Source organism: Acidovorax sp. IB03, assembly GCF_016406015.1.
GTDB lineage: Bacteria > Pseudomonadota > Gammaproteobacteria > Burkholderiales > Burkholderiaceae_C > Acidovorax > Acidovorax temperans.
Genome location: NZ_JAEFCH010000008.1, coordinates 48,044 through 73,890 on the forward strand (window position 1 = coordinate 48,044; position 25,847 = coordinate 73,890).

The window sequence follows — 25,847 nt, forward strand, 5'->3', positions numbered from 1 at the left end:
CCGCGCCATGCAAGTCAGCCGCTCTGAGCTGATCCTCGGCGGCCAGAAAAGCGGCAAGTCCCGCCGTGCCGAGTTGCTGGCGCGTGACTGGCTGGCCCAATCGCCCGCGCACCACGCCCTGCTCATCGCCACCGCCCAGCCGTGGGACGGCGAGATGCGCGAGCGCATTGCCCGCCACCAGCGCGACCGGGCCGAGCGCGTGCCCGGCCTGCAAACGCTGGAAGAACCCCGCGACCTGGCCACCGCACTGGCGCAGCACAGCACGGCGCACACGCTGGTGGTGGTGGACTGCCTCACGCTGTGGCTGACCCACTGGCTCATGCCTGCAGGCGATGAGGCTCTGGATTTAAAGCAAAAACAGGCTCTGGCGCTTGACTGGAAAGCGCAAGCAGCTCACTTTTTAATAGCGATTGAGCAAGCCCCAGGCCCTGTGGTGCTGGTGGGCAACGAGATTGGCCTGGGCGTCATCCCCATGGGCCGCGAAGTGCGTGCCTTTGTCGATGCGCTGGGCGTGCTCAACCAGCAAGTGGCGCAGGCGTGCGAACGCGTCACGCTGATGGCGGCTGGCTTGCCCCTGACCTTGAAAGAACCCTTGCGATGAAACCCACCCCCGTGCGCCGCATTCTGATGGTGCTGGCCATCGTGCTGTTTTTGCTGGTGCTGATGGTGTCACTGGCGCGCGCGCAGGGCGCTGCGGCGAATGCATCGCCCGCTGCCACGGGCGTGCGCGTCACAGACGACCGGGGCCGCACCGTGGCTTTGCCACAGGCGCCACAGCGCATCGTCAGCCTGCTGCCATCGCTGACCGAAACCGTCTGCGCGCTGGACCAGTGTCACCGCCTGGTGGGTGTGGACCGCTATTCCAATTACCCCGCCAGCGTGCAAAAGCTGCCCAAGGTGGGCGGTGGGCTGGACCCCAACATCGAGGCCATCGTGGCCCTGCGGCCCGACGTGGTGGTGATGTCCGTCTCATCCCGCGCGGGCGAGAGGCTGGAGGCGCTGGGCGTAAAAGTCGTCACGCTGGAGCCCAAGACCCATGCCGACGTGCAGCGCGTGCTGGCCACCATGGCCCGCCTGCTCGGCCAGCCGGACGATGCCGCGCGCAAGGTGTGGCGCGTGATCGATGCCGCTGTGTCTGCCGCCGCCCAGAGCCTGGCGCCCGAGGCGCGCAACACCCGCGTGTACTTTGAAGTGAGCCGGGGCCCCTACGGCGCGGGCGAGTCGTCGTTCATTGGCGAGACGCTCACGCGCCTGGGCGTGAAGAACATCGTGCCCGCATCGCTCGGGCCGTTTCCGCGCCTGAACCCCGAGTTTGTGGTGCGCGCCAACCCCGACCTCATCATGATGGGCAACCGCAGCATGCAAAGCATGGTGCCGTACCCGGGGTGGGACACCATCAAGGCTGTGCGCGAGCAGCGCGTGTGCGTGTTTGGGCCTGACGATTCAGACACCGTGGTGCGCCCCGGCCCCCGCATGGCCGAGGCGACTCGGCTGATGGCCCAGTGCATCAACGACAAGATGGCCCGCCAACCCAAGCCAACGGCGGCCCGGCCATGAGCGAATCCACCATGCCCCCAGCCGCTGCCCGCAGCCCCACGCCCCACGCCCGCATTGCCACGGCACGCCAGCGCGCGGCCTGGCTGTTGCTGGGCTTGATGGCGCTTTCCGTGTTGCTGGCGGGGTTGGGCGCCAGCGTGGGCAGCACGGGTTTTGATAGCGTGCTGCGCGTGGCCGACGACCCCCTGGCCGCTCGCATCGTGTGGGACATTCGCCTGCCGCGCAGCCTGGGCGCCTGGCTGGCGGGGGCCTTGCTGGGCCTGGCAGGCGCCGTGGCACAGGGGCTGTTTCGCAACCCGCTGGCCGACCCGTTCTTGCTGGGCAGTGCCTCGGGCGCATCGCTGGGTGTGGCCTCGGCCCTGGCGTTGTTTGGCGTGGCGCCTGCCACGGTGTGGCTTGCCAAGCTGGGCCTGACGGGCGCAGCCTTTGTGGGCGCCGTGTTGGCCGTGCTGCTCACGCTGCAACTGGCGCGGGGCGTGCAGCACACCCTGCGGCTGCTGCTGGCCGGCGTGATCGTGGGCGTGGTGCTGGGCGCCGTCAAAGACCTCATCACGCTGGCCGCGCCCGACATCATTCCGTCCATGCAGGGCTTTAACCTGGGCAGTGCGGGCTTCATTGGCTGGGCGTCTTGCGTGCTGATGGCAGCGGCTTGGTGCGTGTGCGCCTTGGCTGCGTGGGTGTTCAGCCGTGCACTGGATGGGCTGAGCCTGGGCGAGGCCACGGCCGCCAGCCTGGGCCTGCCGCTGGCCCCCATGCGCCTGGCGCTGGTGGTGGTGCTGGCCCTGGCCACTGGCACGGCCGTGGCGCAAACCGGGCTCATCGCCTTTGTGGGCCTGGCCGCGCCGCACCTGGTGCGCTCCATGGCCAAAGTCACCCACGCCTGGCTGGTGTTGCTGGCCAGCCTGATGGGCGGCGTGTTGCTGATGGGCGCCGACGTGCTGGCCCGCTGGGTGATTGCCCCGCAAGAGCTGCCGGTGGGCGTGCTCACCGCCGTGCTGGGCGGCGGCTACCTGTTGTGGCTGATGCACCGGCGCACCGGCCAAGGGGGCGTGCTGTGACCACGTTGCATGCTCCTCAATTGATAGCTATCCATGCCCACCAGATGGGCGCTAGCGTCGGTCCGTGCCCTGTACTGCAAGACATTCACCTGCCCGTGCTGGCGGGGTGCTGGACGAGCATCGTCGGCCCCAACGGCGCCGGCAAATCCACCCTGCTGCGCGCACTGGCGGGGCTGATGCCGCACACCGGTACGGTGCACCTTCTGGGCCGTGAGCTGGCCGACTGGCCCCGGCGCGACAAGGCGCGGGCGCTGTCGTGGCTGGGGCAGAACGAAGCGGCGGCGGACGACCTCACGGTGTATGACGTGGCCATGCTGGGCCGCCTGCCGCACCAGCCCTGGCTGGCCCCGCCCAGTGCCGCCGACCACGCCGCAGTAGAGCAAGCCCTGCGCGCCACCCACGCGTGGGACTGGCGCCAGCGCACGTTGGGCGGCCTCTCGGGCGGCGAGCGTCAGCGCGTGCTGCTGGCCCGCGCCCTGGCCGTGCAGGCGCAGGTGCTGCTGATGGACGAACCCCTGGCCAACCTCGACCCCCCCCACCAGGCCGACTGGCTGCTGCTGGTGCGCGCCCTGGTGGCCGAAGGCAAGACGGTGGTGAGCGTGCTGCACGAGGTATCGATGGCGCTGCAGGCGGATCATGTGGCCGTGCTGGCGCGCGGGCGCATCGTGCACCACGGCGCCGCGGCAGACCCCGACACACACCGCGCCGTAGAGCGCGTGTTTGACCACCGCATTGCCATCCACAGCGTGGCCGGGCAATGGATGGCGCTGCCGCGACTGCATCCCGCGGCTGCGCCGCCTTCCCCTGATTTGAACGAGAACCCATCCCATGCAAATTGAAGCCGCCCCCACAGAAAAGCGCTACGAAAAACCCGAGGGCGAACGCCGTGGCCTCATCATCGTCAACACGGGCGATGGCAAGGGCAAAAGCACGGCCGCCTTTGGCCTGGCCCTGCGCGCCCATGGCCGGGGCAAGGCCGTCAAGATTTACCAGTTCATGAAAGTGCCCACCGCCCGCTTTGGCGAGCACCGCATGTTCGAGCAGATCGGCATCCCCATCGAAGGGCTGGGCGACGGCTTCAGCTGGAAGAGCCAGGACCTGGAACATTCCGCCCAACTCGCCCGCGACGGCTGGGAAAAGGCCCGCGCCACCATCATGGGGGGCGAGCATTTCATGGTGGTGCTCGATGAGATCACCTACCCGCTGATTTACGGCTGGCTGCCGCTGGAAGGCGTGCTGCAAACCCTGCGCGACCGGCCCAAGGACGTGCACGTGGTGCTCACCGGCCGCCGCTGCCCCGAAGAGATCATCGAGCTGGCTGACACAGTGACCGAGATGAAGCTCATCAAGCACGCCTTCAAGGCAGGCGTGCCGGCACAGCGCGGCATTGAGGACTGAGCTGAGGTTTCGTCTTCGCACCCGGCAGCCTGGTGCGGTGCCGGTGCGGGCCAGTGACCGTCAACAGGCTTTTTTACAGCCCGTAGAACCCCTTGATGAAATCCCAGGCTTCTTGCGGGTCATCGGTATAGAGGAAGAGGCCCAGGTCTTGGGGCGAGATCGTGCCTTCTTCGACCATGGCTTCGAAATTGATGAGCTTCTTCCAGAAGGCCGTGCCAAACAGCACGATGGGCACCGGTTTGGCTTTGCCGGTTTGCACCAGCGTGAGCACTTCAAACAACTCGTCTAGCGTGCCAAAACCGCCGGGGAAGGCCACCAGCGCCTTGGCGCGCATCATGAAGTGCATCTTGCGCAGGGCGAAGTAGTGGAACTTGAAGGACAGCGACGGCGTGATGTACGGGTTGCCGTTTTGCTCATGGGGCAGGGCGATGTTCAGGCCCACGTTCATGGCACCCGTGTCGTGCGCGCCGCGATTGGCCGCTTCCATGATGCCGGGGCCGCCGCCGGTGCAGATGTACAGGCGTTCGGCTTCAGGCTTGCCATTGCTGTATTGCGCCACCAGGCGTGAGAACTGGCGTGCCAGGTCGTAATGGCGGGCGTTGCGCACGTCGCGCTTGGCCAGTGCGATGCGGGCTGCGTCGCCGCTGGCCTCGGCATCGGTCAAGCGCTGCTGGGCTGTCTCCGGGTCTACAAACCGGGCGCTGCCGAACACCACCACGGTGCTTTCAATGCCTGCTTCGGCCTGCCCCAGGTCGGGCTTGAGCATTTCGAGCTGGAAACGGATGCCGCGCGTTTCCCGGCGGAAGAGGAATTCAGGGTCAGCAAAAGCAATGCGATTGGCGTCGGCTTGCAGCGGGTTTCCGTTGGTGGTGTGTGCGTGCAGCTCTGCCCAGGCATCGGCCAGGCGGCGTTCGTTGAGTTGGGTGTTGGCTTCCATGGTCTTGGCGTCGGATAGGGTCACAAAAGGAATGGCGAGTGCTTTGGCGCGCGGCCTGTTTTGATAGTGAAAAGTGGCGTCAAGGCAGGTGTATCAAGCGCGATCTGCTATCAAGAATGTAGCGTTGTGCAGCCCGACGATGGTGAGCAGCAGTGAGCCCAGCAAGTGAGCAGCGGCGGTGCCCAGGGCCAGCAGGTAGCGCTGCTGCTGCAGCATGCCCACCACTTCGGCAGAAAAGCTGGAGAAGGTGGTGAGCGCGCCCAGAAAGCCGGTGACCAGCGCCAGGCGCCAGGCCGGGTCCAGCTGGGGCAGGGCCTGGAACACGGCCACACACACACCAATGAGGTAACCCCCGATGAGGTTGGCCACCAAGGTGCCCCAGGGGATCAACCCGCCGGGGCTGAGCCACAACCCCAGGCGCCAGCGGGCCAGAGCACCCAGGCTGGCACCGATGCAAATGGCAAGGGGAGCGATCATGGCGCGATTCTAGTGCTCAAGCGGGGGTGGATTCAGCACAATTTCGGGCTGCAAGCTCGTCCATCAAGCGCAAGGTGCTATCAAATCAGGAGCTTTTGCGGGGGCTACCGGTCGGGGCGCTGAGGTTGGGGGGCACGTTGTCATTGGCCTGCCGCGCACGAAACAGCGCCGCACGCATCAGAAAAATCGTGCTCACCGGCACGGTGATGGACACGAAGGCGGCAATCAGCAGGGCGTGCAGCGCCAGCTCGCCGCTTTCCATCGAAAAGTACAGCACTGAACCCCACACAATGCACCAGCAGGCCAGCGTCGAGATGATGGCCGGTGCGTGCACCCGCTCGAAGAAGGTGGGCAGGCGCAGCAGGCCGATGGTGCCCAGCAGCGCCAACCCGGCGCCCAGCAGCACCAGCGCCGCCACCAGCCATTCGGCCCACAGGGGCAGGGCAGCCACGGCAGCGGGGCTCATTCGATCACCTCGCCACGCAGCAGAAATTTGGCCATGGCCATGGTGCTCACAAAACTCAGCAGCGCCAGCAGAAGGGCGGCTTCAAAGTAGTTCTTGCTGCTGTAGTGCAAGCCCAGCACCAGCATGAGCAACATGCCGTTCAGCGCCATGCAGTCCAGCGCCAGCACGCGGTCTTGGGCCGAGGGGCCTTTGAGCATGCGCAGCAGCGCGCAACCCATGGCCAGCGCCAGCATGATGAGGGCCAGCGGCAGGGCCCATTGCAGCACGGGGGTCATTCAAAAATCTCCATGAGGGGGCGTTCGTAGCGCTGCTTGACATGGGCGATGACGGCCTCGGGGTCGTCCACCTCCAGCACATGCAGCAGCAGGGCGCTGCGGTCCAGCGCCAGCTCTGCCCAGACGGTGCCTGGGGTGATGCAGACAATCATGGCCAGCGTTGCCAGGGCGTTGGGGTCGCGCATCTCCAGGGGAATGCGCACAAAACGCGCCGAGTGCTTTCGGGAACTGGGCCGCAGCAGCAGCCGCACCACGGCCATGTTGGACTGGGTGGTATCAACCACCACCGTGCAGGCCAGCTTGAACGCTGCCCAAGGGCTGTGGATGTGCACTGGCAGCGGGCGCAAACCGGCCGTGAGGCGGGGAATGGCCAGGGCCAGCAGCGTGCCGAGCAAGATGTGCCCTGCACTCATCGAACGGTTGAGCAGCAGCCACAGCACCAGCAGCGCGATAGACAGCACGGGCGTGGGCAAGAGGGCGTGGACGATGCGTTTCATGGCCTGGTTTCTTGCTGCGACCCTGCGGGTGCGGCCGTGGGGTTGGGAACGGGCTGGGCAGACATGACGGCACGGATGTAACCCGCCGGTGCATGCAGCGCGTTGGCGGTGGCCTCGGTGTAGCGCAGCACGGGCCCGGCCTTCCAGGCCAGGGCTGCGCACATCAGCACCAGCAGGGCCACTGGTAGGCCTTCCATTACCAGCAGCTTGGGTGCAGCGCGGTCGTGGGCCGACCAGAAATGCAAGACACCCACCCGTGTGAGCGCCACCAGGGCGAACAGGCCCGACACCAGCATCAACCCCACCATGACCCAGCTGCTCATGGCCAGCGGGGCACCCGCGGCGCCCAGGCCCAGCGGGTTGAGCAGGGCGTGGATGAGCGCAAATTTGCCGATGAAGCCCGACAGCGGCGGAAGTCCTGCGACCACCAGCGTGCAGGTGATGAAGGCCAGCCCCAGAAATGCGGCCGCAGCGGGAATGACCTCGCCGATCACTTCCTGTTCATCGTCGTCCAGCGGCGCAGAGGCGCTGTGCACCAGGTCGGCCGAGAGGAAGGGGGCGTCGTCCTTGCGTTCATAGGGGGCCACGCTGAAGCCGTCGTTGCGCCAGCGCTCAATCAGGTCGGTGAGCAGGAACAGCGCACTCACGGCCACGGTGGAGCTGAGCAGGTAGTACAGCAGGCCCCCGGTGAGCTGGTTGTGGCCCATGCCCACGGCCGCCAGCAGCGTGCCCGATGAACTGATGGCGGCAAAGCCCGCCAGGTGCCCCAGCCGCTGCGAGCCCAGCATGCCCACCGCGCCAAATGCCATGGTCACCATGCCGCCACCCACCAGCCAGGCACTGCCGAACTGGGCCGAGGGGCCGGCATCGGGGCTGAACAGCAAGGTCCACAGGCGCAGGATGACGTACACGCCCACCTTGGTCATCAGCGCAAACAGTGCGCCTACTGGGGCGGTGGCGGCGCTGTAGGCGGGCACCAGCCAGAAGTTGAGCGGCCACAGGGCTGCCTTGATGAGAAAGGCCACGCCCAGAATGGCGCAGGCAGCGTGCAGCAGCCCCCGGTCGGTGCTGGCCACGCCGGCGATGCTGCGGGCAAGGTCTGCCATGTTGAGCGTGCCGGTGATGCCATACAGCATGGACGCGCCGATCAGGAACAGCGAAGACGCCGCGAGGTTGATGGCGATGTAGTGCAGGCCCGCAGACACGCGCGGGCGGCCCGAACCGTGCAGCAGCAGGCCGTACGAAGCGGCCAGCATGATCTCGAAAAACACGAACAGGTTGAACAGATCTGCCGTGAGAAACGCCCCGGCCAGCCCCATCAGCTGTAGCTGGAACAGGGGATGAAAATGCACACCGGCCCGGTGCCAGCGTGCGCTGGCGTAGGCGGCTGCGGCCAGTGCCACGCTGTAGCACAGCACCAGCATCATGGCCGAGAGCCTGTCCAGCGCCAGCACAATGCCAAAGGGCGCCGGCCAGTTGCCCGGCAGGTAGATGCCCAGGCTGCCCGGCATGCCCGGTTGCTTGGCCTGCAGCAGCAACAGCACCGTGACCAGCAGCCCCAGCGCGGTGGAGCCCAGGTTGAGGGCCACCTTGCTGCGCTGCTGCTCTTCGCGCAGCAACAGCATCAGCCCCGCCGTCAGCAGTGGCAGCACGATGGGAACCAGGATGAGGTGCGGCATCCAGTGCGAGGCCACGAAAGAGAGGACGGCGTTCATGGCTGGCGCCCTCCGGGGCTGGCTAGCCCGGAAGGAGAGGGCTGCGGCGTGCCTTGCCCTTGCCCCGCTGGGGTGGAGCGAGGAAGGGCGTCGTGGTACGAGTCTTGGTAGGAGTCATGCCAGTCGCCTGCATCTTCGGCGTGTGTGCCATCCACATGGTCGGTGCCCGCCAGGCCGCGCGATGCCAGCAAGACCACCAGGAAAAGGGCCGTCATGGCGAAGCCGATGACGATGGCCGTGAGGGCCAGCGCCTGGGGCATGGGGTCGGCATAGTGCGCCAGGTCTTGCGGCAGGCCGGGCTGCAGCACAGGCTCCTTGCCGATGGCCAGGCCCAGCCGCCCCATGCTGAAGATGAACAAATTGACCGCGTAGGACAGCAGCGCCAGACCCATGATGACCTGGAAGGTGCGGGGACGCAGCAGCAGCCAGACACCCGAACCAGTGAGTACCCCGATGGCCAGGGCCAAAACCATTTCCATCATTGGCCTCCTTGGGGATGGGGTGTGAAGGGCGTGCGGGCCGCTGTGGGCGCAACCGGTGAATCCATCGGTGGAACTGTCGTTGTACTTGTGGATGCAGCTTCGGCGGCCTCGGCTTCGTCTGCCTGCAAGCGCGCGTGGAATCGGTGGCTGCGCACCGATTGGTGGGCAATGGCCGTGAGGATGAGCAGGGTGGATCCCACCACCAGTGTGAACACGCCGATGTCAAAGAACAAGGCGCTGGCGATGTACACCTCGCCCACCCACGGCCAGTAGAAGTGGGCGGTGTGGCTGGTCAGGAACGGATAACCAAACCACCAGGAGCCCAGCCCCGTGGCCAGGGCCACGAGCATGCCGGTGCCAATCCAGCGGCGGGGGTAGAGCGCCAGATGGGCTTCCACCCAGGTTGTGCCTGAAACGATGTATTGCAGCAGCAGCGCTACCGAAAACAGCAGCCCGGCCACAAAGCCGCCGCCCGGCTCGTTGTGCCCGCGCATGAACAGGTAGACCGCCACCAAGGTGGCAAAGGGCAGCAGCAGCCGCACCAACACGGCAGGCACGGTCAAATAGCCCACAGCGGTGTCGGCGGTCTGGCGCGGGTTGGCCAGGTCGGTGGCCACATCCGGCGGCAGGGCGCGCTGTTGCGGTGGCAGGTCCATGACCTCACGCGCGGGCCGGAAGCGCCGCAGAAGGGCATACACCGTGAGGGCCACGATGCCCAGCACGACAATTTCTCCGAAGGTGTCGAAGCCCCGGAAGTCCACCAGCATCACGTTGACCACGTTGGTGCCACCGCCCTCGCTCAGTGCCCGCTCCAGGAAGAAGGTGGAAGTGCTTTCAGGGAAGGGGCGGCTCATCATGGCCAGCGCCAGCACCGTCATGCCCCCGCCGGCCGCTATGGCCAGGGCCATGTCACGCCAGCGGCGCAGCAGGGTGCGTCGCTCCTGCGCCTGGGAGGAGGGGCGCAGATTTTCGTCACGCTTGGGTAACCAGCGCAGTCCCAGCAGGATCAGGATGGTGGTGACCACCTCCACCACGATCTGTGTGAGTGCCAGGTCGGGCGCAGAGAACCACAGGAACGTGATGCACACGCAAAGCCCCGCAGCCCCGGCCAGCGTCAGGGCCGCCAGGCGGTGGTATTTGGCCTGCCATGCGGCCGCCAAAGCGCAGGTGCCGCCAATCACCCAAAGCACCGCAAAGACGGGCGACAGTGGCAGGCCAGCGCGGTTGCCAATGTGCAGGCCGCGCAACCAAAGCGGCCAGCTGCTGGCCACCACGGCGGCTGCAACCAGCCACAGCATCTGCCACTGAAGCCGCTTGGTGGACAGGGCGCGGCGGCCATTGCGCCCGCCCAGGCTCAGGCGTGCGAGGCCCCCCGCAAACAGGCGTTCGCCGTCAATCCGGTGCATCAGCGGTGGGGCGTCCAGCATGCCTTTGGCGCGCTGCCAACGCAGCAGGGCATACAGCACGATTCCGCCTGCCAGCGCCACCAGGCTCATCACCAGCGGCATGTTCACCCCATGCCAGATGGCCAGGCTGTATTCAGGCAAGTCGCCGCCCACCACGGGCCGTGCTGCCGCTGCCAGGAAGGCGCCGACCGACCATGCGGGCAGCGTGCCCACAATCACGCACACCAGTACCAGCAGTTCCACGGGCACGCGCATCCAGTGCGGGGGCTCGTGGGGCGTGAGGGGAAGATCGGTGGCGCGTGGGCCCCAAAACACGTCTACCGTGAAACGCAGTGAATAGGCCACGCTGAACATGCCCGCCACCGTGGCGGCCACGGGCAGCAGCCACTGCAACCAGGGGGTGGCGTCTACCAGCACGGCTTCGGCAAAGAACATCTCTTTGGACAAAAAGCCGTTGAGTAGCGGCACCCCCGCCATGGCGGCACTGGCCACCATGGCCAGCGTGGCGGTGATGGGCATCATGCTGCGCAGGCCCGACAGGCGGCGGATATCGCGCGTGCCGGTTTCGTGGTCAATGATGCCCACGGCCATGAACAGCGACGCCTTGAAGGTGGCGTGGTTCATGATGTGGAACACGGCGGCCACGGCGGCCAACGGGCTGTTCAGGCCCAGCAGCAGGGTGATGAGGCCCAGGTGGGAGATGGTCGAATAGGCGAGCAGCCCTTTGAGGTCGTTCTGGAACATGGCCGCATAGCCGCCAATCAGCAAGGTGCACAAGCCCGCACCGCCCACCAGCCAGAACCAGGGCTCGGTGCCGCTGAGCACCGGCCACAGCCGTGCCAGCAAAAAAACCCCCGCCTTGACCATGGTGGCCGAGTGCAGGTACGCCGACACGGGGGTGGGCGCAGCCATCGCACGCGGCAGCCAGAAGTGAAAGGGGAACTGCGCGCTCTTGGTGAGTGCGCCCATCAAAATCAACACCAGCGCCGTGAGGTACAGCGGATGCGCCTGGATTTTGGCGGCCGAGGCCAGCACTGTGTCCAGGTCATAGCTGCCCACGATGTGGCCGAGCACCAGCATCCCCGCCAGCATGCACAGCCCGCCCGTGCCGGTGACCGTGAGCGCCATGCGGGCGCCTCGCCTGGCGTCTTTGCGGTGGTGCCAATACCCAATCAGCAAAAATGAGAACAGGCTGGTCAGTTCCCAGAACAGTGCGATCTGGATCAGGTTGCCCGACAGCACCACGCCCACCATGGAGCCCATGAAGGCAAGGAAGAACGAGAAGAAGCGCGGCACCGGGTCGGCCGCCGACATGTAGTAGCGCGCATAGAGCACCACCAGGCTGCCCACCCCCAGAACCAGCAAGCAGAACATCCAGGCAAACCCGTCCAGCCTCAGCGTCAGGTTCAGCCCCAGCTGGGGAATCCATTCAATGTGCTGAATCAGCACGCCGCCATTGGCAATGTCTGGAAAGTACAGAGCCGCCTGGATGGCGCAAAACACCGCGAGGAGACCCGCCAAGGTGGACTCGGTGTTCCGCGCATTGGTCGGCAGGATGGCAGCCAGCAGGCTGCCAATGAATGGGAGGAGTACGAGGGTGGTCAAAGACATGCGCGGCCCATTCTATATTGATCCGGCACGGTTTATTGCAGAGTCCCGATGCCGTTCAACTTGAGCCCGTCGAGGGGCTTCGACACCTCAGCCCGAGCAAGGTTTACGAATAAAGCCTGCCGGATCAATAAGGTAGGCATTCGCACTGAAAAAATAGGGCGGTATGGGCTTGGGCCATTGCTCCGCCCGAGCAGTCACGGCACTGCGAAGCTGCGCGCACCGCGTCGCACGCACCCTCTCGTAACCCTCGCGGAAAGGAGCGAGGCTTTCTTTTGACGCAGTAAGGGCTGCTACGCCCTGAGCTCAGGGCTAGGGCTGCGCAGCAGGTTGCTGGCTTGCAGGATCGGCGGCCTGACTTGCGGGCGAAGCACTTTTGGTTGGTGTCTGCCGTGGTGCTGTACCTTCTTTGTTCTTGGCTTTGGCTTGTGCCCTGGCCCAGGCTGCCGCATTGAAGCGTTTGCCTTGTACGGTCAGCCCGCCTGCCGAGAACTTGGTTGCCGTCTTGTCGCCGATACCTTTGACGCGCTCAATCAAGTCAGCCCAGTCTTTGAACTCGCCCTTCTCGCGTTCGGCCAGGATCCGTTGGGACAAGCCCGGGCCAATGCCGTTGATGCCGTCCAGGTCTGCCTCGGTGGCCTGGTTGACATCCACGGCAGCAAAGGCCACGGCGGCAAAAAAGAAAGCGATGCAGAAAAAGAGTTTTTTGAGCATGGTGATCGGCCTGAAAACGAAAACTGACAAGGAGCGTGCTGGTACGCCGGGCTCAGAGTTCTTCCACCCGGCGTGCGGGGTAGCTGTCCCAAGTCTGGCAACCGGGGCATTGCCAGAAATGCTGGCGGGCTTCAAAACCACAGGCGGCGCAGCGGTAGCGAGTCAGCGGTTTCACCGCATGTTCCAGAGCGCGCTGGATCTGTGGGTGGAATTCTTCATGTTCCAGCTTCTCTGTCGACAACCATTTGGCCGCCGCGACCAGGGAGCGCTCCTTGTCCAGGTGCTGCACATACCTCACCCGCGCGGTGGCTTGGGTGGCGTCATTGGCGGCTTCCATGGCCACGATGCTTTCCAGAACATCCAGGCTGGGCGATTGCTCGTAGTGTGCTACCAGCCGTGCATGCACTTCGGCCTGGCGGCCAGTGGCGTTGCCAGCCTCCACCAGCAGCGGGGCGGCCAAGGGCAGGGCGGCGGGTGCCCGTTCGCCCAGCGTCTGCAGGGTGGCCAGCACGGCATCCGGCTGGCCCATCAGTTGCTGTAGCCGTGCCAACTCAATGCGGGCCCGGGCAGCGTCGGGCGCAGCCGCAATGGCTTGTTCAAGCAGCGCCTTCGCACCTGCACGATCACCTTGCACGCTCAGCGCCAGGGCTTGCTCACAGAGGTAATGGGCTTGTCGGGTGCTGAAGTCACCCTGGTCTGCTGCATGCATTTTTTGAGCAATGCTGGCTGCGTGCGACCAGTCGCGTGAACGTTCGTAAATGGCCAGCAAGGCAAGCCGTGCCTGGGCCTCGAAGGGCGTGCCCTCCAGGCGGTTGAGGGCGTCCTCGGCGCGGTCGAGCAAGCCGGCCTTCAGAAAATCAAGGGCCAGGGCGTGCTGGGCACGTTCCCTGTCGGCCGGTGTCAGGTCGCCACGCGAGAGCAGGTGCTCGTGCACACGCACCGCCCGGTCGTACTCACCACGGCGGCGAAACAGGTTGCCCAGCGCAAAGTGAAGTTCCGAGGTGTCGGGGTCGTTCTGCACGGCCTCGATGAAGGCATCAATCGCTTGGTCCTGCTGCTCGTTCAGCAGAAAGTTCAGGCCCTTGAAGTAGGCCTTCGGGGCTCTGCGGTTTTCTGCACGCAGCTGGCGCAGATCGAACCGCGAGGCCAGCCAGCCCAGCACAAAGGCCAAGGGCAGCCCCAGCAGCATCCAGGTTGCATCAAATTCCATGAACGGGCGGGTATTCGTTAGGTGCAGGGGGAACTGCTGGAGCAGACGCTGTGGTCTGTGCTGGGGGCGTGGTTGCCGCCGTTTGCTGCGCCTTCAGCGCGATGTTGCGATGCCGCCACCAGCGCGGCACCATGCCAAGCACCCCGGTGACCAGCCCCGCTGCAAACGCAGTCAGCACCACCAACACCAGTGGCGCCCGCCATTGCGTGCCAAAGAAGAAGTGAACGGTGGCGTCTTGCTGGTTGTTCAGCGCAAACGCAAACAGGGTAAAGAAAATGGCCGCTTTCAGCAGCCACAGCAGGTATTTCATGGTGTCCCCGGTGGTGCGGAGATTCTACGTGCAGCGCCTGGGCTGACTGTCTGGGCCGCCTCAGCGTTATTTTCGAGCGCTGTGGAGAAGTATGAATGCTCAAAATTTAATAGAAATTGCCTGCAGCGCCCGTGAATAAAGCGCGAGGTGCTATGAATTTTGATGCTGCTTACCTGCCATGCGGTGGCATGCTAGTGTCCTGAGTTAAAAATTCATTGAATTATTTTCCCTGATGGCAATCATTCGTGTAGGGTGTTACACGACGAGGTGGCCATGAGCGGAAGACCAAAGACTCCATTGGTGTTGAGCGCAACGGAGCGAGAGCAATTGATTGCGTTGACCAAGCGCCGTAAGACCGCGCAGGCCTTGGCCCTGCGCGCGCGCATCGTGCTCGCGTGCGCTGAGGGCCTGGACAACAAGGTGGTGGCAGCGCGCCAGCGGGTCACGCAGCAGACGGTTTCCAAGTGGCGGGGCCGTTTTGTTGAACTGCGCTTGGAGGGTTTGCTGGATGCGCCGCGCCCTGGCGCTCCGCGCACGATTGAAGATGAGCGCGTCGATGCAGTGATCGCCAAGACGCTGGAGTCTGTGCCAGTTGGCGCGACTCACTGGAGTAGCCGCACCATGGCCCGCGCAATGGGCATGTCACAGACGGCTGTGAGTCGAATCTGGCGGGCTTTCGGTTTGCAGCCGCACCGCCAGGAGACGTTCAAACTCTCCAGTGATCCGTTTTTTGTCGAAAAGGTCCGCGACATTGTCGGCCTGTACATGGACCCGCCACTCAAGGCGATGGTGTTGTGCGTGGATGAGAAGAGTCAAATACAGGCATTGGACCGCACACAGCCGATCTTGCCGCTGATGCCGGGCATCCCTGAGCGCAGAACCCACGACTACATGCGCCATGGAACGACGACGCTGTTTGCGGCACTGGACATTGCCACGGGCCAAGTGATTGGAGAGTTACACCGGCGCCATCGCAGCACGGAGTTTTTGCAGTTCCTGCGCTCCATTGAAGCGAATGTGCCAGCCCAGTTGGATGTGCATTTGGTGATGGACAACTACGGCACGCACAAGACCCCTGCGGTCAAGGCATGGTTTGCAAGACATCCCAGGTTCCACGTGCACTTCACGCCCACCTCCGCGTCCTGGCTCAATCAGGTGGAGCGTTGGTTTGCAACCCTGACCGAGAAGTGCATCCGTCGCGGCACACACCGATCGACAAGACAGCTTGAGCAGGCAATCCACCAATACCTGGAGTTGAACAATTCAGATCCCAAACCGTTCGCGTGGGTCAAGTCTGCCGATGACATCCTGGCGAGTATCGAGAGATTTTGTCTGCGAATTTCTAACTCAGGACACTAGCGGCGTGCCAGATCTGCCGCGCTTTGCCGGACTGCCCGTACCGCGTGTGGTTTTCGCAGCGCTGATCTTTGAACAGGTTCTTGGGGCTGCTCAAGGTTGCACGTCGAGGGGCTGGGTGCGCTGGTCTACCGCTTCGCGCAGGGCTTTGCCTGGCTTGAAGTGGGGTACGCGCTTTTCAGGGATCGCCACGGCTTCGCCGCTGCGGGGATTGCGGCCCATGCGAGGAGGGCGGTGATTGACGGAAAAACTGCCAAAGCCCCGAATCTCGATCCGATGGCCTTTGACCAAGGCTTCGCCCACGGCGTCCAGGATGGTCTTGACGGCGAATTCAGCGTCCTTGTGCGTGAGTTGGCCAAAGCGGGCGGCCAGTTCTTCGACGAGGTCAGAGCGGGTCATGGAGTCTTGGGGCATCGCGTTATCCAATGAGAACGGGCGCATAAGAAACCCACCACGCCGGGAAATTTGAGGTTTCCCGAGCGGCGGGCACTTGTGCGCCCGATGTTGCCAGCTGGCCGGTTACCCGGCCAGAAGCGGCTTTACTTTTCCGAATTGTCCAGCTTCGCGCGCAGCAGGGCGCCCAGGCTGGTCGTGCCGGCGCTTTCGCGGCTCGATTGCTGGCTCAGGCTGGCCATGGCTTCTTGCTGGTCAGCTTGGTCCTTGGCCTTGATCGACAGCTGGATGTTGCGGGTCTTGCGATCCACGTTCACCACCACGGCTGTCACTTCGTCGCCTTCCTTCAGCACATTGCGGGCATCTTCCACGCGGTCGCGGGAGATTTCCGAAGCGCGCAGGTAGCCGACGATGTCGTCGCCCAGGTCGATTTCAGCGCCACGGGCGTCCACGGTCTTGACCTTGCCGGTCACCGTCTGGCCCTTGTCGTTCACCGTCACGAAGGTGGTGAACGGGTCGCCGTCGAGCTGCTTGATGCCCAGGGAGATACGCTCGCGGTCCACGTCCACGGCCAGCACGATCGCCTCGACTTCCTGGCCCTTCTTGTAGTTGCGAACAGCGGCTTCGCCGGGCTCGTTCCAGGACAGGTCGGACAGGTGCACCAGACCGTCGATGCCGGCAGCCAGACCCACGAACACGCCGAAGTCGGTGATGGACTTGATCGGGCCCTTCACGCGGTCACCGCGCTTGGTTTCCTGAGCAAACTCTTGCCATGGGTTGGCCTTGCACTGCTTCATGCCCAGGCTGATACGGCGCTTGTCTTCGTCGATTTCCAGAACCATGACTTCGACTTCGTCGCCCAGCGAAACCAGCTTGGCGGGAGCGATGTTCTTGTTGGTCCAGTCCATTTCAGACACGTGCACCAGGCCTTCGATGCCGGGTTCGAGTTCGACGAACGCGCCGTAGTCGGCAATGTTCGTGATCTTGCCGAACAGGCGAGTGCCTTGGGGGTAGCGGCGGTTCACGCCCATCCATGGGTCGTCGCCCATTTGCTTCAGGCCCAGGGACACGCGGTTCTTTTCGGTGTCGAACTTCAGGATCTTGGCAGTGATTTCCTGACCAGCGGTCACCACTTCGGATGGGTGACGCACGCGACGCCATGCCATGTCGGTGATGTGCAGCAGGCCGTCGATGCCGCCCAGGTCCACGAATGCACCGTATTCGGTGATGTTTTTGACCACGCCTTGAACGATGGAGCCTTCTTTCAGGGTTTCCATCAGCTTGGCGCGTTCTTCGCCCATGGAAGCTTCCACCACAGCGCGGCGGCTCAGCACCACGTTGTTGCGCTTGCGGTCCAGCTTGATGACCTTGAATTCCATGGTCTTGTTTTCGTACGGCGTCAGATCCTTGATCGGACGTGTATCGATCAGCGAACCGGGCAGGAATGCGCGGATGCCGTTGACCAGAACGGTCAGGCCGCCCTTGACCTTGCCGCTGGTCGTGCCAGTGACGAATTCGCCGGATTCCAGGGCCTTTTCCAGGCTCATCCAGGAAGCCAGACGCTTGGCGGTGTCACGCGACAGGATGGTGTCGCCGTAACCGTTTTCGATGGAGCCGATGGCCACCGAAACGAAGTCACCGACTTGGACTTCAACTTCGCCCTTGTCGTTCTTGAACTCTTCCAGCGGCACGTAGGCTTCGGACTTGAGGCCGGCGTTCACGACCACGAAGTTGTGCTCAACGCGCACGACTTCAGCGGTGATGACTTCGCCTGGGCGCATTTCCGTACGCTGCAAGGATTCTTCAAAAAGGGCGGCAAAAGATTCGGACATGTGTTTCCTTGCCACAAACAGGATTCCGGTAGCACCATTGCTACCGTTTTTATAGCTGCTTGCGGTGGTTTTTTGCGGTGTGACCGCGGGTTAAGTTAAAAAACCAAACCGCCTGTGCGCTGACGCGCGGTAGGGGCGGAATGGGCTTGGCAGGGCCTTGCGACCCGCCTTGTCAGCCTTGCGCAGGGGCTGCGAAAGGTTGACGCTCCAGCCACCAGTTCATCACCTGATTGACGGCTTGTTCAATCGTCAAAGTGGAGTTGTCCAGGACCAAAGCATCTTGCGCTGGCTTGAGAGGAGCCACGCTGCGGGAACTGTCCCGTGCGTCGCGCGCTTCCAAATCGGCACGAAGGTCGTCGATGTTAGCTTGAAAACCCTTTGAAATCAACTGTTTATACCGCCGCTCGGCCCGGCAGGCTGCACTGGCAGTCAAAAACACCTTCAAAGGGGCGTCTGGGAAGATCACGGTGCCCATGTCGCGCCCGTCTGCCACCAGACCGGGCAGGCGCTGGAAGCCGTGTTGCAGGTCTACCAGCGCCGTGCGAACAGAGGGCAGGGCAGACACGCGTGATGCGTTCATGCCCGCCTCTTCGGTGCGGATAGCATCGGTCACGTCTTCATTGCCCAGATAAACACGGCCACCGTCAAAGCGCACTGGCAAGCTCTTGGCCAATTGGGCGATGGCTGTTTCATGGGCTGGATCAATCACCAAGCCCGCCTGGAGTGCTGCGTAGGCCGTGATGCGGTACATGGCCCCAGAATCGAGAAAGTGGTACCCGAGGCGCTTGGCAACTTCTGCCGCGACGGTGCCCTTGCCGGAAGCGGTAGGGCCGTCAATACAGATCACTGGAATGCGCTGAGCGGGCAGCACAGCGGTGCCGAGGAAGGCCTCGAAGTAATCCGGAAAAGTCTTGGCCACGCATTTGGGGTCTTCAATGCGCACCGGCAACTGGGCGGGGTTGAAGGTCGCCAGTGAGAAGCACATTGCCACCCGGTGGTCGTCATAGGTGTGGATGCTTGCGGCTTTCCAGTGCTCAGCGCTGGCAGGTGGCGTGATCTGGATGTAATCGGCGCCTTCCTGCACGGTGGCCCCCAGCTTGCGCAGCTCATTGGCCATGGCCGCAATACGATCGGTTTCCTTGACGCGCCAGCTGGCAATGTTGCGCAAGGTGGTGGTGCCCGTGGCGTAGAGCGCCATCACGGCCAGGGTCATGGCTGCGTCAGGGATGTGGTTGCAGTCCAGATCAATGGCCTTGAGGGGCCATGCACCCCGCTGCACCTCCAGCCAGTTGGGGCCGCCGGTGACTTTGGCGCCCATGGCCTGGGCTGCTTCCACAAAGCGGATGTCGCCCTGGATCGAGTCCAGCCCCACGCCTTGAATCTTGATGGAGTTTGAGGCTTCAGCGCTTGATGCTATTGCGCCAAGTGCTATGAAATAGCTAGCAGAAGAGGCATCCGCCTCCACGTAGATGCTGCCGGGCGACTGGTACTGGCTGCCTGCAGGGATGGTGAACCGCTGCCAGTTGTCGTGGTGGACCTGAATGCCGAACCGCGCCAGCAACTGCAGGGTGATGGCGATGTAGGGCTTGGAGATTAGCTCTCCCACCACTTCAATGTGTACAGCGGTCTGGGTGGCGACCAAGGGCAGCGCCATGAGCAGCGCTGTGAGGAACTGGCTCGACACATCCCCACGCACCTGGATGGGATGGTTCAGTGCCAGTGCAGGAACTCCGTTGCTGTGCGCGATGCGCAGCGGAGGGTAGCCGGGATTGCCCAGGTAGTCGATGTGGCAGCCCAGTTGCCGCAGGGCATCCACCAGGTCGCCAATGGGGCGTTCGTGCATGCGCGGCACGCCCGAGAGTTCAAACTCGCCACCCAGCAGCGCCAGCGCAGCGGTCAGTGGGCGCATGGCCGTGCCTGCATTGCCCATGAACAGGCTGCAGGGCGACACGGGCTTGCGTCCACCCAAGCCGGTAATGCGCACCGTGCTACCTGATTCTTCGACTTCGCAACCAATCTGGCGCAAGCCGTCCAGCATGACGCGCGTGTCGTCTGATGCCAGCAAGTCGTACACCGTGGTGGTGCCCAGGCTCAAAGCGGAGAGCAGAAGAACCCGGTTGGAGATGCTTTTGGAGCCGGGCAGCAGCACTTCACCCGCAGCCGCATCCAGCGCGGGGAGATCAAGGAAAGCGGTAGTGAACATTTAAGGTTGCTTGGATGTGCGTTGTGCACCCATGCGCCAGTGGGCGCGGGTTTCGCTGGCCAGGGTGAGCATGTCTTCCAGTGCCTGGGCGTTGCCACTGGAGATGGCTTGTTCCAGCTGCGCCAGCGCTTGCTGAAAGAGCTTGGATTGCGCCAGCAGCTCATCACGGTTGGCCAGCATGATGTCGCGCCACATCTTCGGCTCGCCAGCCGCGATGCGTGTGAAGTCCCGGAAACCAGGGCCGGCCAATGACAGGTAATCGTCCCCCTCGGGCTGGCCGGTGAGGGTGTTCATCATCGCGAATGCCAGCAGGTGGGGCAGGTGGCTGACGGCAGCAAAAGCGCTGTCATGCGACTCAGGCGACATGCTGCTCACCCGGCAGCCAATGGCTTGCCACACTTCTTGCGCCTGCAGCAACTGCGCGGTGAGTGTGCGTTCGGTCGGGGTCAGAATGACCTGACGGCCGTAATACAGCTCAGCGTCTGCATGTTCCACCCCTGCCACTTCGCGGCCAGTGATGGGGTGTGCTGGCACAAAGGAACCCACCTGATCACGCAGCGCACGCCGTGCAGCCTGCACCACGTCGGCCTTGGTGGAACCCACATCCATGATCAGCATTTGAGGTGTGACCAAATGCTTGATGGCCTTGAGCGTGGCTTCGGTCGCAGCCACAGGCACGGCCACCAGCACGATGTCAGCGCCTGCTACGGCGAGCAGGGCGGAGGGAGCCTCTACATCGATGACGCCGAGCTGGCGAGCCCGGTCGGTGGTGGAAGGCGACTTGCTGTACCCCACGACCCGCTTCACCAGCCCGGCCTTTTTCAGCGCCAAGGCGAAGGAGCCGCCCATGAGGCCGCAGCCGATCAATCCCAGTTGTTCAAACATGGATCGACTCTCCTCACGCAGTGACCGGGTAGGTACCCAGCACTTTGTAGAAGGCGCACAGGCTGCGCAGTTCTTCCAGCGCCCGGCCTACATGGGGCTGTGCGGGATGCCCGTCCAGGTCGATGTAGAAATAGTATTCCCACTGACCGGTGCGCGCGGGGCGCGACTCAAACCGAGTCATGGATACCCCATGGTTCTTCAGCGGCACCAGCAGGTCATGCACAGCTCCGGGCCGGTTGGGCACCGAAACAATCAGGCTGGTGCAATCTTTGCCGGAAGGTGGTGGGGTCTGCAGCGTGTGCGGCAGGCAAATGATGGCAAACCGCGTGCGGTTGTACGCATCGTCCTGGATGGCGTGCGACACGATGTGCAAGCCAAACTGACTGGCAGCCCGTTCGCTGGACAACGCGGCCCAGGCCGGATTGGTGGTGGCCAGGCGTGCGCCTTCTGCATTGCTGGAGACGGGGCGGCGCTCTGCATGCGGCAAGTGCTTGGAAAGCCATGCCTGGCATTGGGCCAAGGCCTGGGGGTGCGCCAACACCGCTTCGATGTTGTCCAGAGAATTGGTAGTGCGCAGCAGGTTGTGGCGCACCAGCAAGCTCACCTCGCCCACCACATGGGTAGGGGTGTGCAGGAACAAATCCAGTGAACGAGTGACCACGCCTTCGGTGGAGTTTTCAACGCCCACCACGCCGTACTGGGCACTGCCTGCGGCGGTGGCGTGAAAGACTTCGTCGAAGTTGGCGCAATACATCAAGTCGGCCGCGCCGCCAAAGAACTCGATGGCTGCCTGCTCGCAGAAAGTGCCTTCTGGCCCCAGCACGGCGACACGCTGGGGCGATTCAAGCGCCAGGCAGGCCGACATGATTTCGCGCCAGATGGCCGCCACATGCGCGCCCTTGAGTGGGCCTGGGTTGGCTGTGGTGATCTTTTCAATGACCTGGGCAACGCGATCTGGCCGGAAGAATGGCGTGCCTTCGCGCTTCTTGACCTCGCCCACTTGCTCGGCCACCAGCGCCCGCTGGTTCAGCAGCGAGAGCAGTTGCTGGTCGATGGTGTCGATCTGCACGCGCAGGCTGGCGAGATCAGGGGATGCTTGCGGAGTATTCATGGGTGGGGGCGTGGGTGGCAGCCGCTCAGGCGTGCTTTTGTTCAAATTCTCGCATGTAGGTCACCAGCGCCTGAACGCCCTCCAGGGGCATGGCGTTGTAGAGGCTGGCACGCATACCGCCCACGGACTTGTGGCCCTTGAGTTGCAGCAGACCGCGTTCGCGGGCTCCGGTCAGGAATGCCTCGTTGCGGCTTTCATCGCGCAGGAAAAACGGGATGTTCATGCGCGAGCGGCAGTTCACTGCCACTTTGTTCACGTAAAACTGGGAGTTGTCGATGGCGCTGTAAAGCAACTCGGCCTTGGCAAGGTTGCGCTGCTCGATGGCGGCGATGCCCGCCAAACCACCTTCGCGCTGGCGCTTGAGCCACTGGAAGGTGAGGCCGGCCATGTAGATGCCCCAGGTGGGCGGTGTGTTGTACATCGACTGGTTGTCCGCGACGATCTTGTAATCGAACGCGCTGGGGCAGATCGGCAGGGCGTGCCCGAGCAGGTCTTCGCGCACAACCACCAGCGTCAGGCCGGCGGGGCCGAGGTTCTTTTGGGCGCCGCCGAACGCGACCCCCACGCGCGACCAGTCCACACCGCGCGAGGCCACGTGGGAAGAGAAGTCGATGACCAACGGTGCATCGCTACCCAGGCTCTGGAGATCCGGCAGTTCATGAAACTCCACCCCGTGGATGGTTTCATTGCTGCACAGGTGCACATAGCTGGCGCCCTTGCTCAGTTGCCATGTTGATGGCGCGGGCAGGGTGGTGAACCCGGACTCTTGTCCCGAGGCCGCAATGCGCGATTCCGATGCGTACTTGAGCGCCTCTTTTTGAGATTTTTGGCTCCAGCTGCCCGTCACCACAAAATCCACCGTCGCTGCGCGCGAAAGATTCAGCGGAACAATGGCGTTTTCCGCCAAGCCACCGCCTTGCATGAACAGCATCTTGAAATTGGCCGGCACCGCCAGCAGTTCGCGCAGATCGGCTTCGGCCTGCTCGTAAATCGAGATGAATTCCTTGCCCCGGTGGCTCATCTCCATCACGCCCATACCACTGCCGTGCCAGTCGAGCATTTCAGCAGCGGCTTGTTCTAGGACTTCGGCAGGAATGGCAGCCGGGCCGGCGGAGAAGTTGTAGGGGCGGTTCATCGGTTAATGATAAAAAGAGCTTCCAGCGCTTGCTGGGTAAGCGGTAGAAGCTCTGATTTTGATAGCAAATGCAGCCAAGGCTAAAAGCCGTGGCTGCGGCTTGGCGGTCAAGCCTCAGGCGTTGTATCGCCTTCGCTGGCGTTACCGCCTTCAGATTCATCAGCAGCCTCTGTGGCGGAATCCGGCGCGTTGGCATCGTTTTCCACAATGCGCTGCAGGCCGCTGAGCTTGGAACCCTCGTCCAGGGCAATCAGCGTCACTCCCTGCGTGGCGCGGCCCAGTTCACGGATCTCGCTCACACGGGTGCGCACCAGCACGCCCTTGTCGGTGATCAGCATGATCTCGTCGTCGGCATGCACTAGCGTGGCCGCCACGACCTTGCCGTTGCGCTCGCTTTGCTGGATGGCGATCATGCCCTTGGTGCCACGGCCGTGGCGGGTGTATTCGACGATGCTGGTGCGTTTGCCGTAGCCGTTTTCGGTGGCTGTGAGCACGCTTTGTGTCTCGTCCTCGGCCACCAGCATGGCGATCACGCTCTGGCCTTCTTCCAGCATCATGCCGCGCACGCCACGCGCCGCACGGCCCAGGGGGCGCACATCGTTTTCGTCAAATCGCACGGCCTTGCCGCCATCGCTGAACAGCATCACGTCGTGCTTGCCATCGGTGAGGGCTGCGCCAATCAGGTAGTCACCGTCGTCCAGGTTCACGGCGATGATGCCGCCCTTGCGGGGGTTGTTGAACTCGTCGAGCGCCGTCTTCTTCACCGTGCCCATGCTGGTTGCCATGAACACGAAGCGGTCGGCTGGGAAGCTGCGCATGTCGCCCGTGAGTGGCAGCACCACGTTGATCTTCTCGCCGTCTTGCAGCGGGAACATGTTGACGATGGGGCGTCCACGCGATCCGCGCGAGCCGGCTGGCACTTCCCACACCTTGAGCCAGTACAGGCGGCCCCGGTTGGAGAAGCACAGGATGTAGTCATGCGTGTTGGCGATGAAGAGCTGGTCAATCCAGTCGTCTTCCTTCGTGGCTGTAGCCTGTTTGCCGCGGCCACCACGCTTTTGGGCGCGGTATTCGGACAGCGGCTGGCTCTTGATGTAGCCCGTGTGGCTGAGCGTCACCACCATGTCGGTCGGGGTAATCAGGTCTTCGGTGGAGAGGTCCTGCGCACTGTATTCAACGATGGAGCGGCGTGCGCCCAGCTTGTGCTGGCCGAACTCTTGCTTGATCGATGTAAGCTCTTCCCCAATGATGGTCGAGACACGCTCGGGCTTGGCCAGGATGTCCAGCAGGTCTTCGATGACCGCCATGACTTCCTTGTACTCGGCCACAATCTTGTCTTGCTCAAGACCGGTGAGGCGCTGCAGACGCATCTGAAGGATCTCCTGGGCCTGCGTTTCAGACAGGCGGTACAGGCCGTCCTGGCCCATGCCGAATTCTTTTTCCAGGCCTTCGGGGCGGTAGTCGTCGGCGTTGATCACGCCGCCATCGGCGCGCGTGCGGGTCAGCATCTCGCGCACCAGTTTGCTGTCCCAAGAGCGGGTCATCAGCTCAGCCTTGGCCACTGGGGGGGTGGGGGCGTTGCGGATGATGGCAATGAAATCGTCAATGTTGGCCAATGCCACGGCCAAGCCTTCGAGTACGTGCCCGCGATCACGGGCTTTGCGCAGCTCGAACACCGTGCGGCGTGTCACCACTTCGCGGCGGTGCTGCAGGAAGACGCTGATCAGGTCCTTGAGGTTGCACAGGCGGGGTTGGCCGTCAATCAGCGCCACCATGTTCATGCCGAATGTGTCCTGCAGCTGCGTCTGCTTGTACAGGTTGTTCAGCACCACCTCGGGCACTTCGCCGCGCTTGAGTTCGATCACTAGGCGCATGCCGGATTTGTCCGACTCGTCCTGGATGTGGCTGATGCCTTCGATTTTCTTCTCGTGCACCAGCTCGGCCATGCGCTCCTGCAACGTCTTCTTGTTGACCTGGTAGGGCAGCTCGTCCACGATGATCGCTTGGCGCTGGCCGCGGTCGATGTCCTCGAAGTGGCACTTGGCGCGCATCACCACCTTGCCGCGGCCGGTGCGATAGCCGTCCTTCACACCATTGATGCCGTAGATGATCCCGGCCGTGGGGAAGTCAGGCGCGGGAATGATCTCCATCAGCTCATCGATGGAAGCATCCGGGTTGCGCAGCATGTGCAGGCAGGCATCAACCACTTCGTTGAGGTTGTGGGGCGGGATGTTGGTGGCCATACCCACCGCAATGCCTGCGGAGCCATTGACCAGCAGGTTGGGCAGCTTGCTGGGCAATACCAGCGGCTCTTTTTCGCTGCCGTCGTAGTTGGGGCCGAAATCGACCGTTTCCTTGTCGATGTCGCCCAGCATTTCGTGAGCAATTTTTGCCAGGCGGATTTCGGTGTACCGCATGGCAGCGGCGTTGTCGCCGTCCACCGAGCCGAAGTTGCCCTGACCGTCCACCAGCATGTGACGCAATGAGAAGTCTTGCGCCATCCGCACGATGGTGTCGTACACCGCCGAGTCTCCGTGGGGGTGGTACTTACCAATCACGTCGCCAACGATACGGGCCGACTTTTTATAGGGTCGGTTCCAATCGTTGTTGAGTTCGTGCATTGCGTAAAGCACGCGCCGGTGCACCGGCTTCAAGCCGTCTCGTGCGTCAGGCAAGGCCCGGCCTACGATCACGCTCATCGCGTAATCGAGGTAACTGCGCCGCATTTCTTCTTCAAGACTGATCGGCAGGGTTTCTTTGGCAAACTGGGTCATTTGGACGGCGGAGGCAGCAAAGGAGAGCCATTTTAGGCTTAGATGCTT

General features: G+C 63.4%; 23 protein-coding genes and 1 pseudogene. 6 read left to right on the top strand and 18 right to left on the bottom strand.

What is annotated here, in order from left to right; all coding sequences use genetic code 11:
- Positions 1-7 precede the first annotated feature (7 nt).
- From cobU to cobO, 5 genes are read left to right on the top strand one after another with little or no spacing between them, the layout of a single operon-like run.
- A complete protein-coding gene (cobU, locus tag IHV84_RS06610) occupies positions 8-601 on the top strand; it encodes a bifunctional adenosylcobinamide kinase/adenosylcobinamide-phosphate guanylyltransferase (RefSeq protein ID WP_198846277.1) in 594 nt (197 codons plus the stop codon).
- On the top strand, positions 598-1,557 hold the full coding sequence (locus tag IHV84_RS06615; protein ID WP_198846278.1) for an ABC transporter substrate-binding protein: 960 nt from the start codon (positions 598-600) through the stop codon (positions 1,555-1,557). The genes cobU and IHV84_RS06615 overlap by 4 nt, the downstream gene beginning before the upstream one ends.
- Positions 1,554-2,615: a FecCD family ABC transporter permease gene (locus IHV84_RS06620; RefSeq protein WP_370541211.1), complete on the top strand. Its 1,062-nt coding sequence runs from the start codon at positions 1,554-1,556 to the stop codon at positions 2,613-2,615. The genes IHV84_RS06615 and IHV84_RS06620 overlap by 4 nt, the downstream gene beginning before the upstream one ends.
- A gap of 44 nt (positions 2,616-2,659) precedes the next feature.
- The gene (locus IHV84_RS06625; RefSeq protein ID WP_044398608.1) at positions 2,660-3,454 is read left to right on the top strand and encodes an ABC transporter ATP-binding protein; all 795 of its coding nucleotides are present in this window, start codon (positions 2,660-2,662) and stop codon (positions 3,452-3,454) included.
- Positions 3,444-4,013, top strand: coding sequence for a cob(I)yrinic acid a,c-diamide adenosyltransferase (gene cobO, locus IHV84_RS06630; RefSeq protein WP_044398606.1), 570 nt, complete (start codon positions 3,444-3,446; stop codon positions 4,011-4,013). Before IHV84_RS06625 ends, cobO begins: the two co-directional genes overlap by 11 nt.
- A gap of 73 nt (positions 4,014-4,086) precedes the next feature.
- Here the strand turns inward: cobO and IHV84_RS06635 are convergent, their stop codons facing one another.
- The 11 genes and pseudogenes from IHV84_RS06635 to IHV84_RS06685 form a co-directional block, all read right to left on the bottom strand.
- Complete coding sequence (locus IHV84_RS06635; protein WP_198846335.1) at positions 4,087-4,950, bottom strand: TIGR00730 family Rossman fold protein; 864 nt, start codon at positions 4,948-4,950, stop codon at positions 4,087-4,089.
- 93 nt (positions 4,951-5,043) lie between these two features.
- Positions 5,044-5,427, bottom strand: a complete 384-nt coding sequence (crcB, locus tag IHV84_RS06640; RefSeq protein WP_066693595.1) for a fluoride efflux transporter CrcB — start codon at positions 5,425-5,427, stop codon at positions 5,044-5,046.
- An 85-nt stretch (positions 5,428-5,512) separates the two neighbouring features.
- Entirely contained in the window at positions 5,513-5,893 is a 381-nt protein-coding gene (gene mnhG / locus IHV84_RS06645) for a monovalent cation/H(+) antiporter subunit G (protein ID WP_198846279.1), read from the bottom strand.
- Positions 5,890-6,168 (bottom strand): K+/H+ antiporter subunit F, encoded by a 279-nt coding sequence (locus IHV84_RS06650; protein ID WP_044398599.1) that lies wholly within the window; start codon positions 6,166-6,168, stop codon positions 5,890-5,892. Before IHV84_RS06650 ends, mnhG begins: the two co-directional genes overlap by 4 nt.
- Positions 6,165-6,656 carry a Na+/H+ antiporter subunit E gene (locus tag IHV84_RS06655; protein WP_198846336.1) on the bottom strand — a complete coding sequence of 164 codons (492 nt, stop codon included), beginning with the start codon at positions 6,654-6,656 and terminating at the stop codon, positions 6,165-6,167. Before IHV84_RS06655 ends, IHV84_RS06650 begins: the two co-directional genes overlap by 4 nt.
- Before the next feature lie 5 nt (positions 6,657-6,661).
- Entirely contained in the window at positions 6,662-8,380 is a 1,719-nt protein-coding gene (locus IHV84_RS06660; protein ID WP_233099850.1) for a monovalent cation/H+ antiporter subunit D, read from the bottom strand.
- A 131-nt stretch (positions 8,381-8,511) separates the two neighbouring features.
- Positions 8,512-8,859 (bottom strand): annotated as a pseudogene (locus IHV84_RS06665) (Na+/H+ antiporter subunit C); the annotation flags it as partial.
- A complete protein-coding gene (locus IHV84_RS06670) occupies positions 8,859-11,879 on the bottom strand; it encodes a monovalent cation/H+ antiporter subunit A (protein ID WP_198846280.1) in 3,021 nt (1,006 codons plus the stop codon). The gene IHV84_RS06670 and the pseudogene IHV84_RS06665, both read right to left, overlap by 1 nt.
- 309 nt (positions 11,880-12,188) lie before the next feature.
- Positions 12,189-12,590, bottom strand: a complete 402-nt coding sequence (locus IHV84_RS06675) for a helix-hairpin-helix domain-containing protein (RefSeq protein ID WP_198846281.1) — start codon at positions 12,588-12,590, stop codon at positions 12,189-12,191.
- Between the two features lie 52 nt (positions 12,591-12,642).
- A complete protein-coding gene (gene lapB / locus IHV84_RS06680) occupies positions 12,643-13,800 on the bottom strand; it encodes a lipopolysaccharide assembly protein LapB (protein WP_198846282.1) in 1,158 nt (385 codons plus the stop codon).
- A complete protein-coding gene (locus tag IHV84_RS06685) occupies positions 13,790-14,110 on the bottom strand; it encodes a lipopolysaccharide assembly LapA domain-containing protein (protein WP_198846283.1) in 321 nt (106 codons plus the stop codon). Before IHV84_RS06685 ends, lapB begins: the two co-directional genes overlap by 11 nt.
- 273 nt (positions 14,111-14,383) lie before the next feature.
- Here IHV84_RS06685 and IHV84_RS06690 point away from each other — a divergent pair, with 273 nt between their 5' ends.
- A complete protein-coding gene (locus IHV84_RS06690) occupies positions 14,384-15,469 on the top strand; it encodes an IS630 family transposase (protein ID WP_198846284.1) in 1,086 nt (361 codons plus the stop codon).
- Between the two features lie 90 nt (positions 15,470-15,559).
- Here the strand turns inward: IHV84_RS06690 and IHV84_RS06695 are convergent, their stop codons facing one another.
- The 7 genes from IHV84_RS06695 to gyrA all read right to left on the bottom strand — a co-directional run bounded on the left by IHV84_RS06695 (position 15,560) and on the right by gyrA (position 25,799).
- Positions 15,560-15,880, bottom strand: a complete 321-nt coding sequence (locus IHV84_RS06695; protein WP_066783860.1) for an integration host factor subunit beta — start codon at positions 15,878-15,880, stop codon at positions 15,560-15,562.
- 125 nt (positions 15,881-16,005) lie between these two features.
- Positions 16,006-17,691: a 30S ribosomal protein S1 gene (gene rpsA, locus IHV84_RS06700; RefSeq protein ID WP_142080983.1), complete on the bottom strand. Its 1,686-nt coding sequence runs from the start codon at positions 17,689-17,691 to the stop codon at positions 16,006-16,008.
- Between the two features lie 172 nt (positions 17,692-17,863).
- On the bottom strand, positions 17,864-19,894 hold the full coding sequence (locus tag IHV84_RS06705) for a bifunctional 3-phosphoshikimate 1-carboxyvinyltransferase/cytidylate kinase (protein ID WP_198846285.1): 2,031 nt from the start codon (positions 19,892-19,894) through the stop codon (positions 17,864-17,866).
- Positions 19,895-20,779, bottom strand: a complete 885-nt coding sequence (locus IHV84_RS06710; RefSeq protein WP_066697951.1) for a prephenate dehydrogenase/arogenate dehydrogenase family protein — start codon at positions 20,777-20,779, stop codon at positions 19,895-19,897.
- Between the two features lie 13 nt (positions 20,780-20,792).
- The gene (gene pheA / locus IHV84_RS06715; protein WP_044398580.1) at positions 20,793-21,890 is read right to left on the bottom strand and encodes a prephenate dehydratase; all 1,098 of its coding nucleotides are present in this window, start codon (positions 21,888-21,890) and stop codon (positions 20,793-20,795) included.
- Between the two features lie 25 nt (positions 21,891-21,915).
- Positions 21,916-23,025, bottom strand: a complete 1,110-nt coding sequence (serC, locus tag IHV84_RS06720) for a 3-phosphoserine/phosphohydroxythreonine transaminase (protein ID WP_198846286.1) — start codon at positions 23,023-23,025, stop codon at positions 21,916-21,918.
- Positions 23,026-23,132: 107 nt separating this feature from the next.
- Entirely contained in the window at positions 23,133-25,799 is a 2,667-nt protein-coding gene (gene gyrA / locus IHV84_RS06725; protein WP_198846287.1) for a DNA gyrase subunit A, read from the bottom strand.
- Positions 25,800-25,847 lie beyond the last annotated feature (48 nt).

What these genes read in the sequence shown, in the direction of transcription:
- IHV84_RS06650 (WP_044398599.1), bottom strand. Translation starts at nt 6,168, where the DNA reads ATGACCCCCGTGCTGCAATGGGCCCTGCCGCTGGCCCTCATCATGCTG.
- serC (WP_198846286.1), bottom strand. Translation starts at nt 23,025, where the DNA reads ATGAACCGCCCCTACAACTTCTCCGCCGGCCCGGCTGCCATTCCTGCC.
- IHV84_RS06635 (WP_198846335.1), bottom strand. Translation starts at nt 4,950, where the DNA reads ATGGAAGCCAACACCCAACTCAACGAACGCCGCCTGGCCGATGCCTGG.
- cobO (WP_044398606.1), top strand. Translation starts at nt 3,444, where the DNA reads ATGCAAATTGAAGCCGCCCCCACAGAAAAGCGCTACGAAAAACCCGAG.
- IHV84_RS06685 (WP_198846283.1), bottom strand. Translation starts at nt 14,110, where the DNA reads ATGAAATACCTGCTGTGGCTGCTGAAAGCGGCCATTTTCTTTACCCTG.
- IHV84_RS06675 (WP_198846281.1), bottom strand. Translation starts at nt 12,590, where the DNA reads ATGCTCAAAAAACTCTTTTTCTGCATCGCTTTCTTTTTTGCCGCCGTG.
- IHV84_RS06705 (WP_198846285.1), bottom strand. Translation starts at nt 19,894, where the DNA reads ATGTTCACTACCGCTTTCCTTGATCTCCCCGCGCTGGATGCGGCTGCG.
- rpsA (WP_142080983.1), bottom strand. Translation starts at nt 17,691, where the DNA reads ATGTCCGAATCTTTTGCCGCCCTTTTTGAAGAATCCTTGCAGCGTACG.
- IHV84_RS06615 (WP_198846278.1), top strand. Translation starts at nt 598, where the DNA reads ATGAAACCCACCCCCGTGCGCCGCATTCTGATGGTGCTGGCCATCGTG.
- IHV84_RS06710 (WP_066697951.1), bottom strand. Translation starts at nt 20,779, where the DNA reads ATGTTTGAACAACTGGGATTGATCGGCTGCGGCCTCATGGGCGGCTCC.
- crcB (WP_066693595.1), bottom strand. Translation starts at nt 5,427, where the DNA reads ATGATCGCTCCCCTTGCCATTTGCATCGGTGCCAGCCTGGGTGCTCTG.
- IHV84_RS06670 (WP_198846280.1), bottom strand. Translation starts at nt 11,879, where the DNA reads ATGTCTTTGACCACCCTCGTACTCCTCCCATTCATTGGCAGCCTGCTG.
- pheA (WP_044398580.1), bottom strand. Translation starts at nt 21,890, where the DNA reads ATGAATACTCCGCAAGCATCCCCTGATCTCGCCAGCCTGCGCGTGCAG.
- IHV84_RS06660 (WP_233099850.1), bottom strand. Translation starts at nt 8,380, where the DNA reads ATGAACGCCGTCCTCTCTTTCGTGGCCTCGCACTGGATGCCGCACCTC.
- gyrA (WP_198846287.1), bottom strand. Translation starts at nt 25,799, where the DNA reads ATGACCCAGTTTGCCAAAGAAACCCTGCCGATCAGTCTTGAAGAAGAA.
- mnhG (WP_198846279.1), bottom strand. Translation starts at nt 5,893, where the DNA reads ATGAGCCCCGCTGCCGTGGCTGCCCTGCCCCTGTGGGCCGAATGGCTG.
- IHV84_RS06625 (WP_044398608.1), top strand. Translation starts at nt 2,660, where the DNA reads ATGGGCGCTAGCGTCGGTCCGTGCCCTGTACTGCAAGACATTCACCTG.
- cobU (WP_198846277.1), top strand. Translation starts at nt 8, where the DNA reads ATGCAAGTCAGCCGCTCTGAGCTGATCCTCGGCGGCCAGAAAAGCGGC.
- IHV84_RS06620 (WP_370541211.1), top strand. Translation starts at nt 1,554, where the DNA reads ATGAGCGAATCCACCATGCCCCCAGCCGCTGCCCGCAGCCCCACGCCC.
- IHV84_RS06690 (WP_198846284.1), top strand. Translation starts at nt 14,384, where the DNA reads ATGAGCGGAAGACCAAAGACTCCATTGGTGTTGAGCGCAACGGAGCGA.
- IHV84_RS06695 (WP_066783860.1), bottom strand. Translation starts at nt 15,880, where the DNA reads ATGCCCCAAGACTCCATGACCCGCTCTGACCTCGTCGAAGAACTGGCC.
- lapB (WP_198846282.1), bottom strand. Translation starts at nt 13,800, where the DNA reads ATGGAATTTGATGCAACCTGGATGCTGCTGGGGCTGCCCTTGGCCTTT.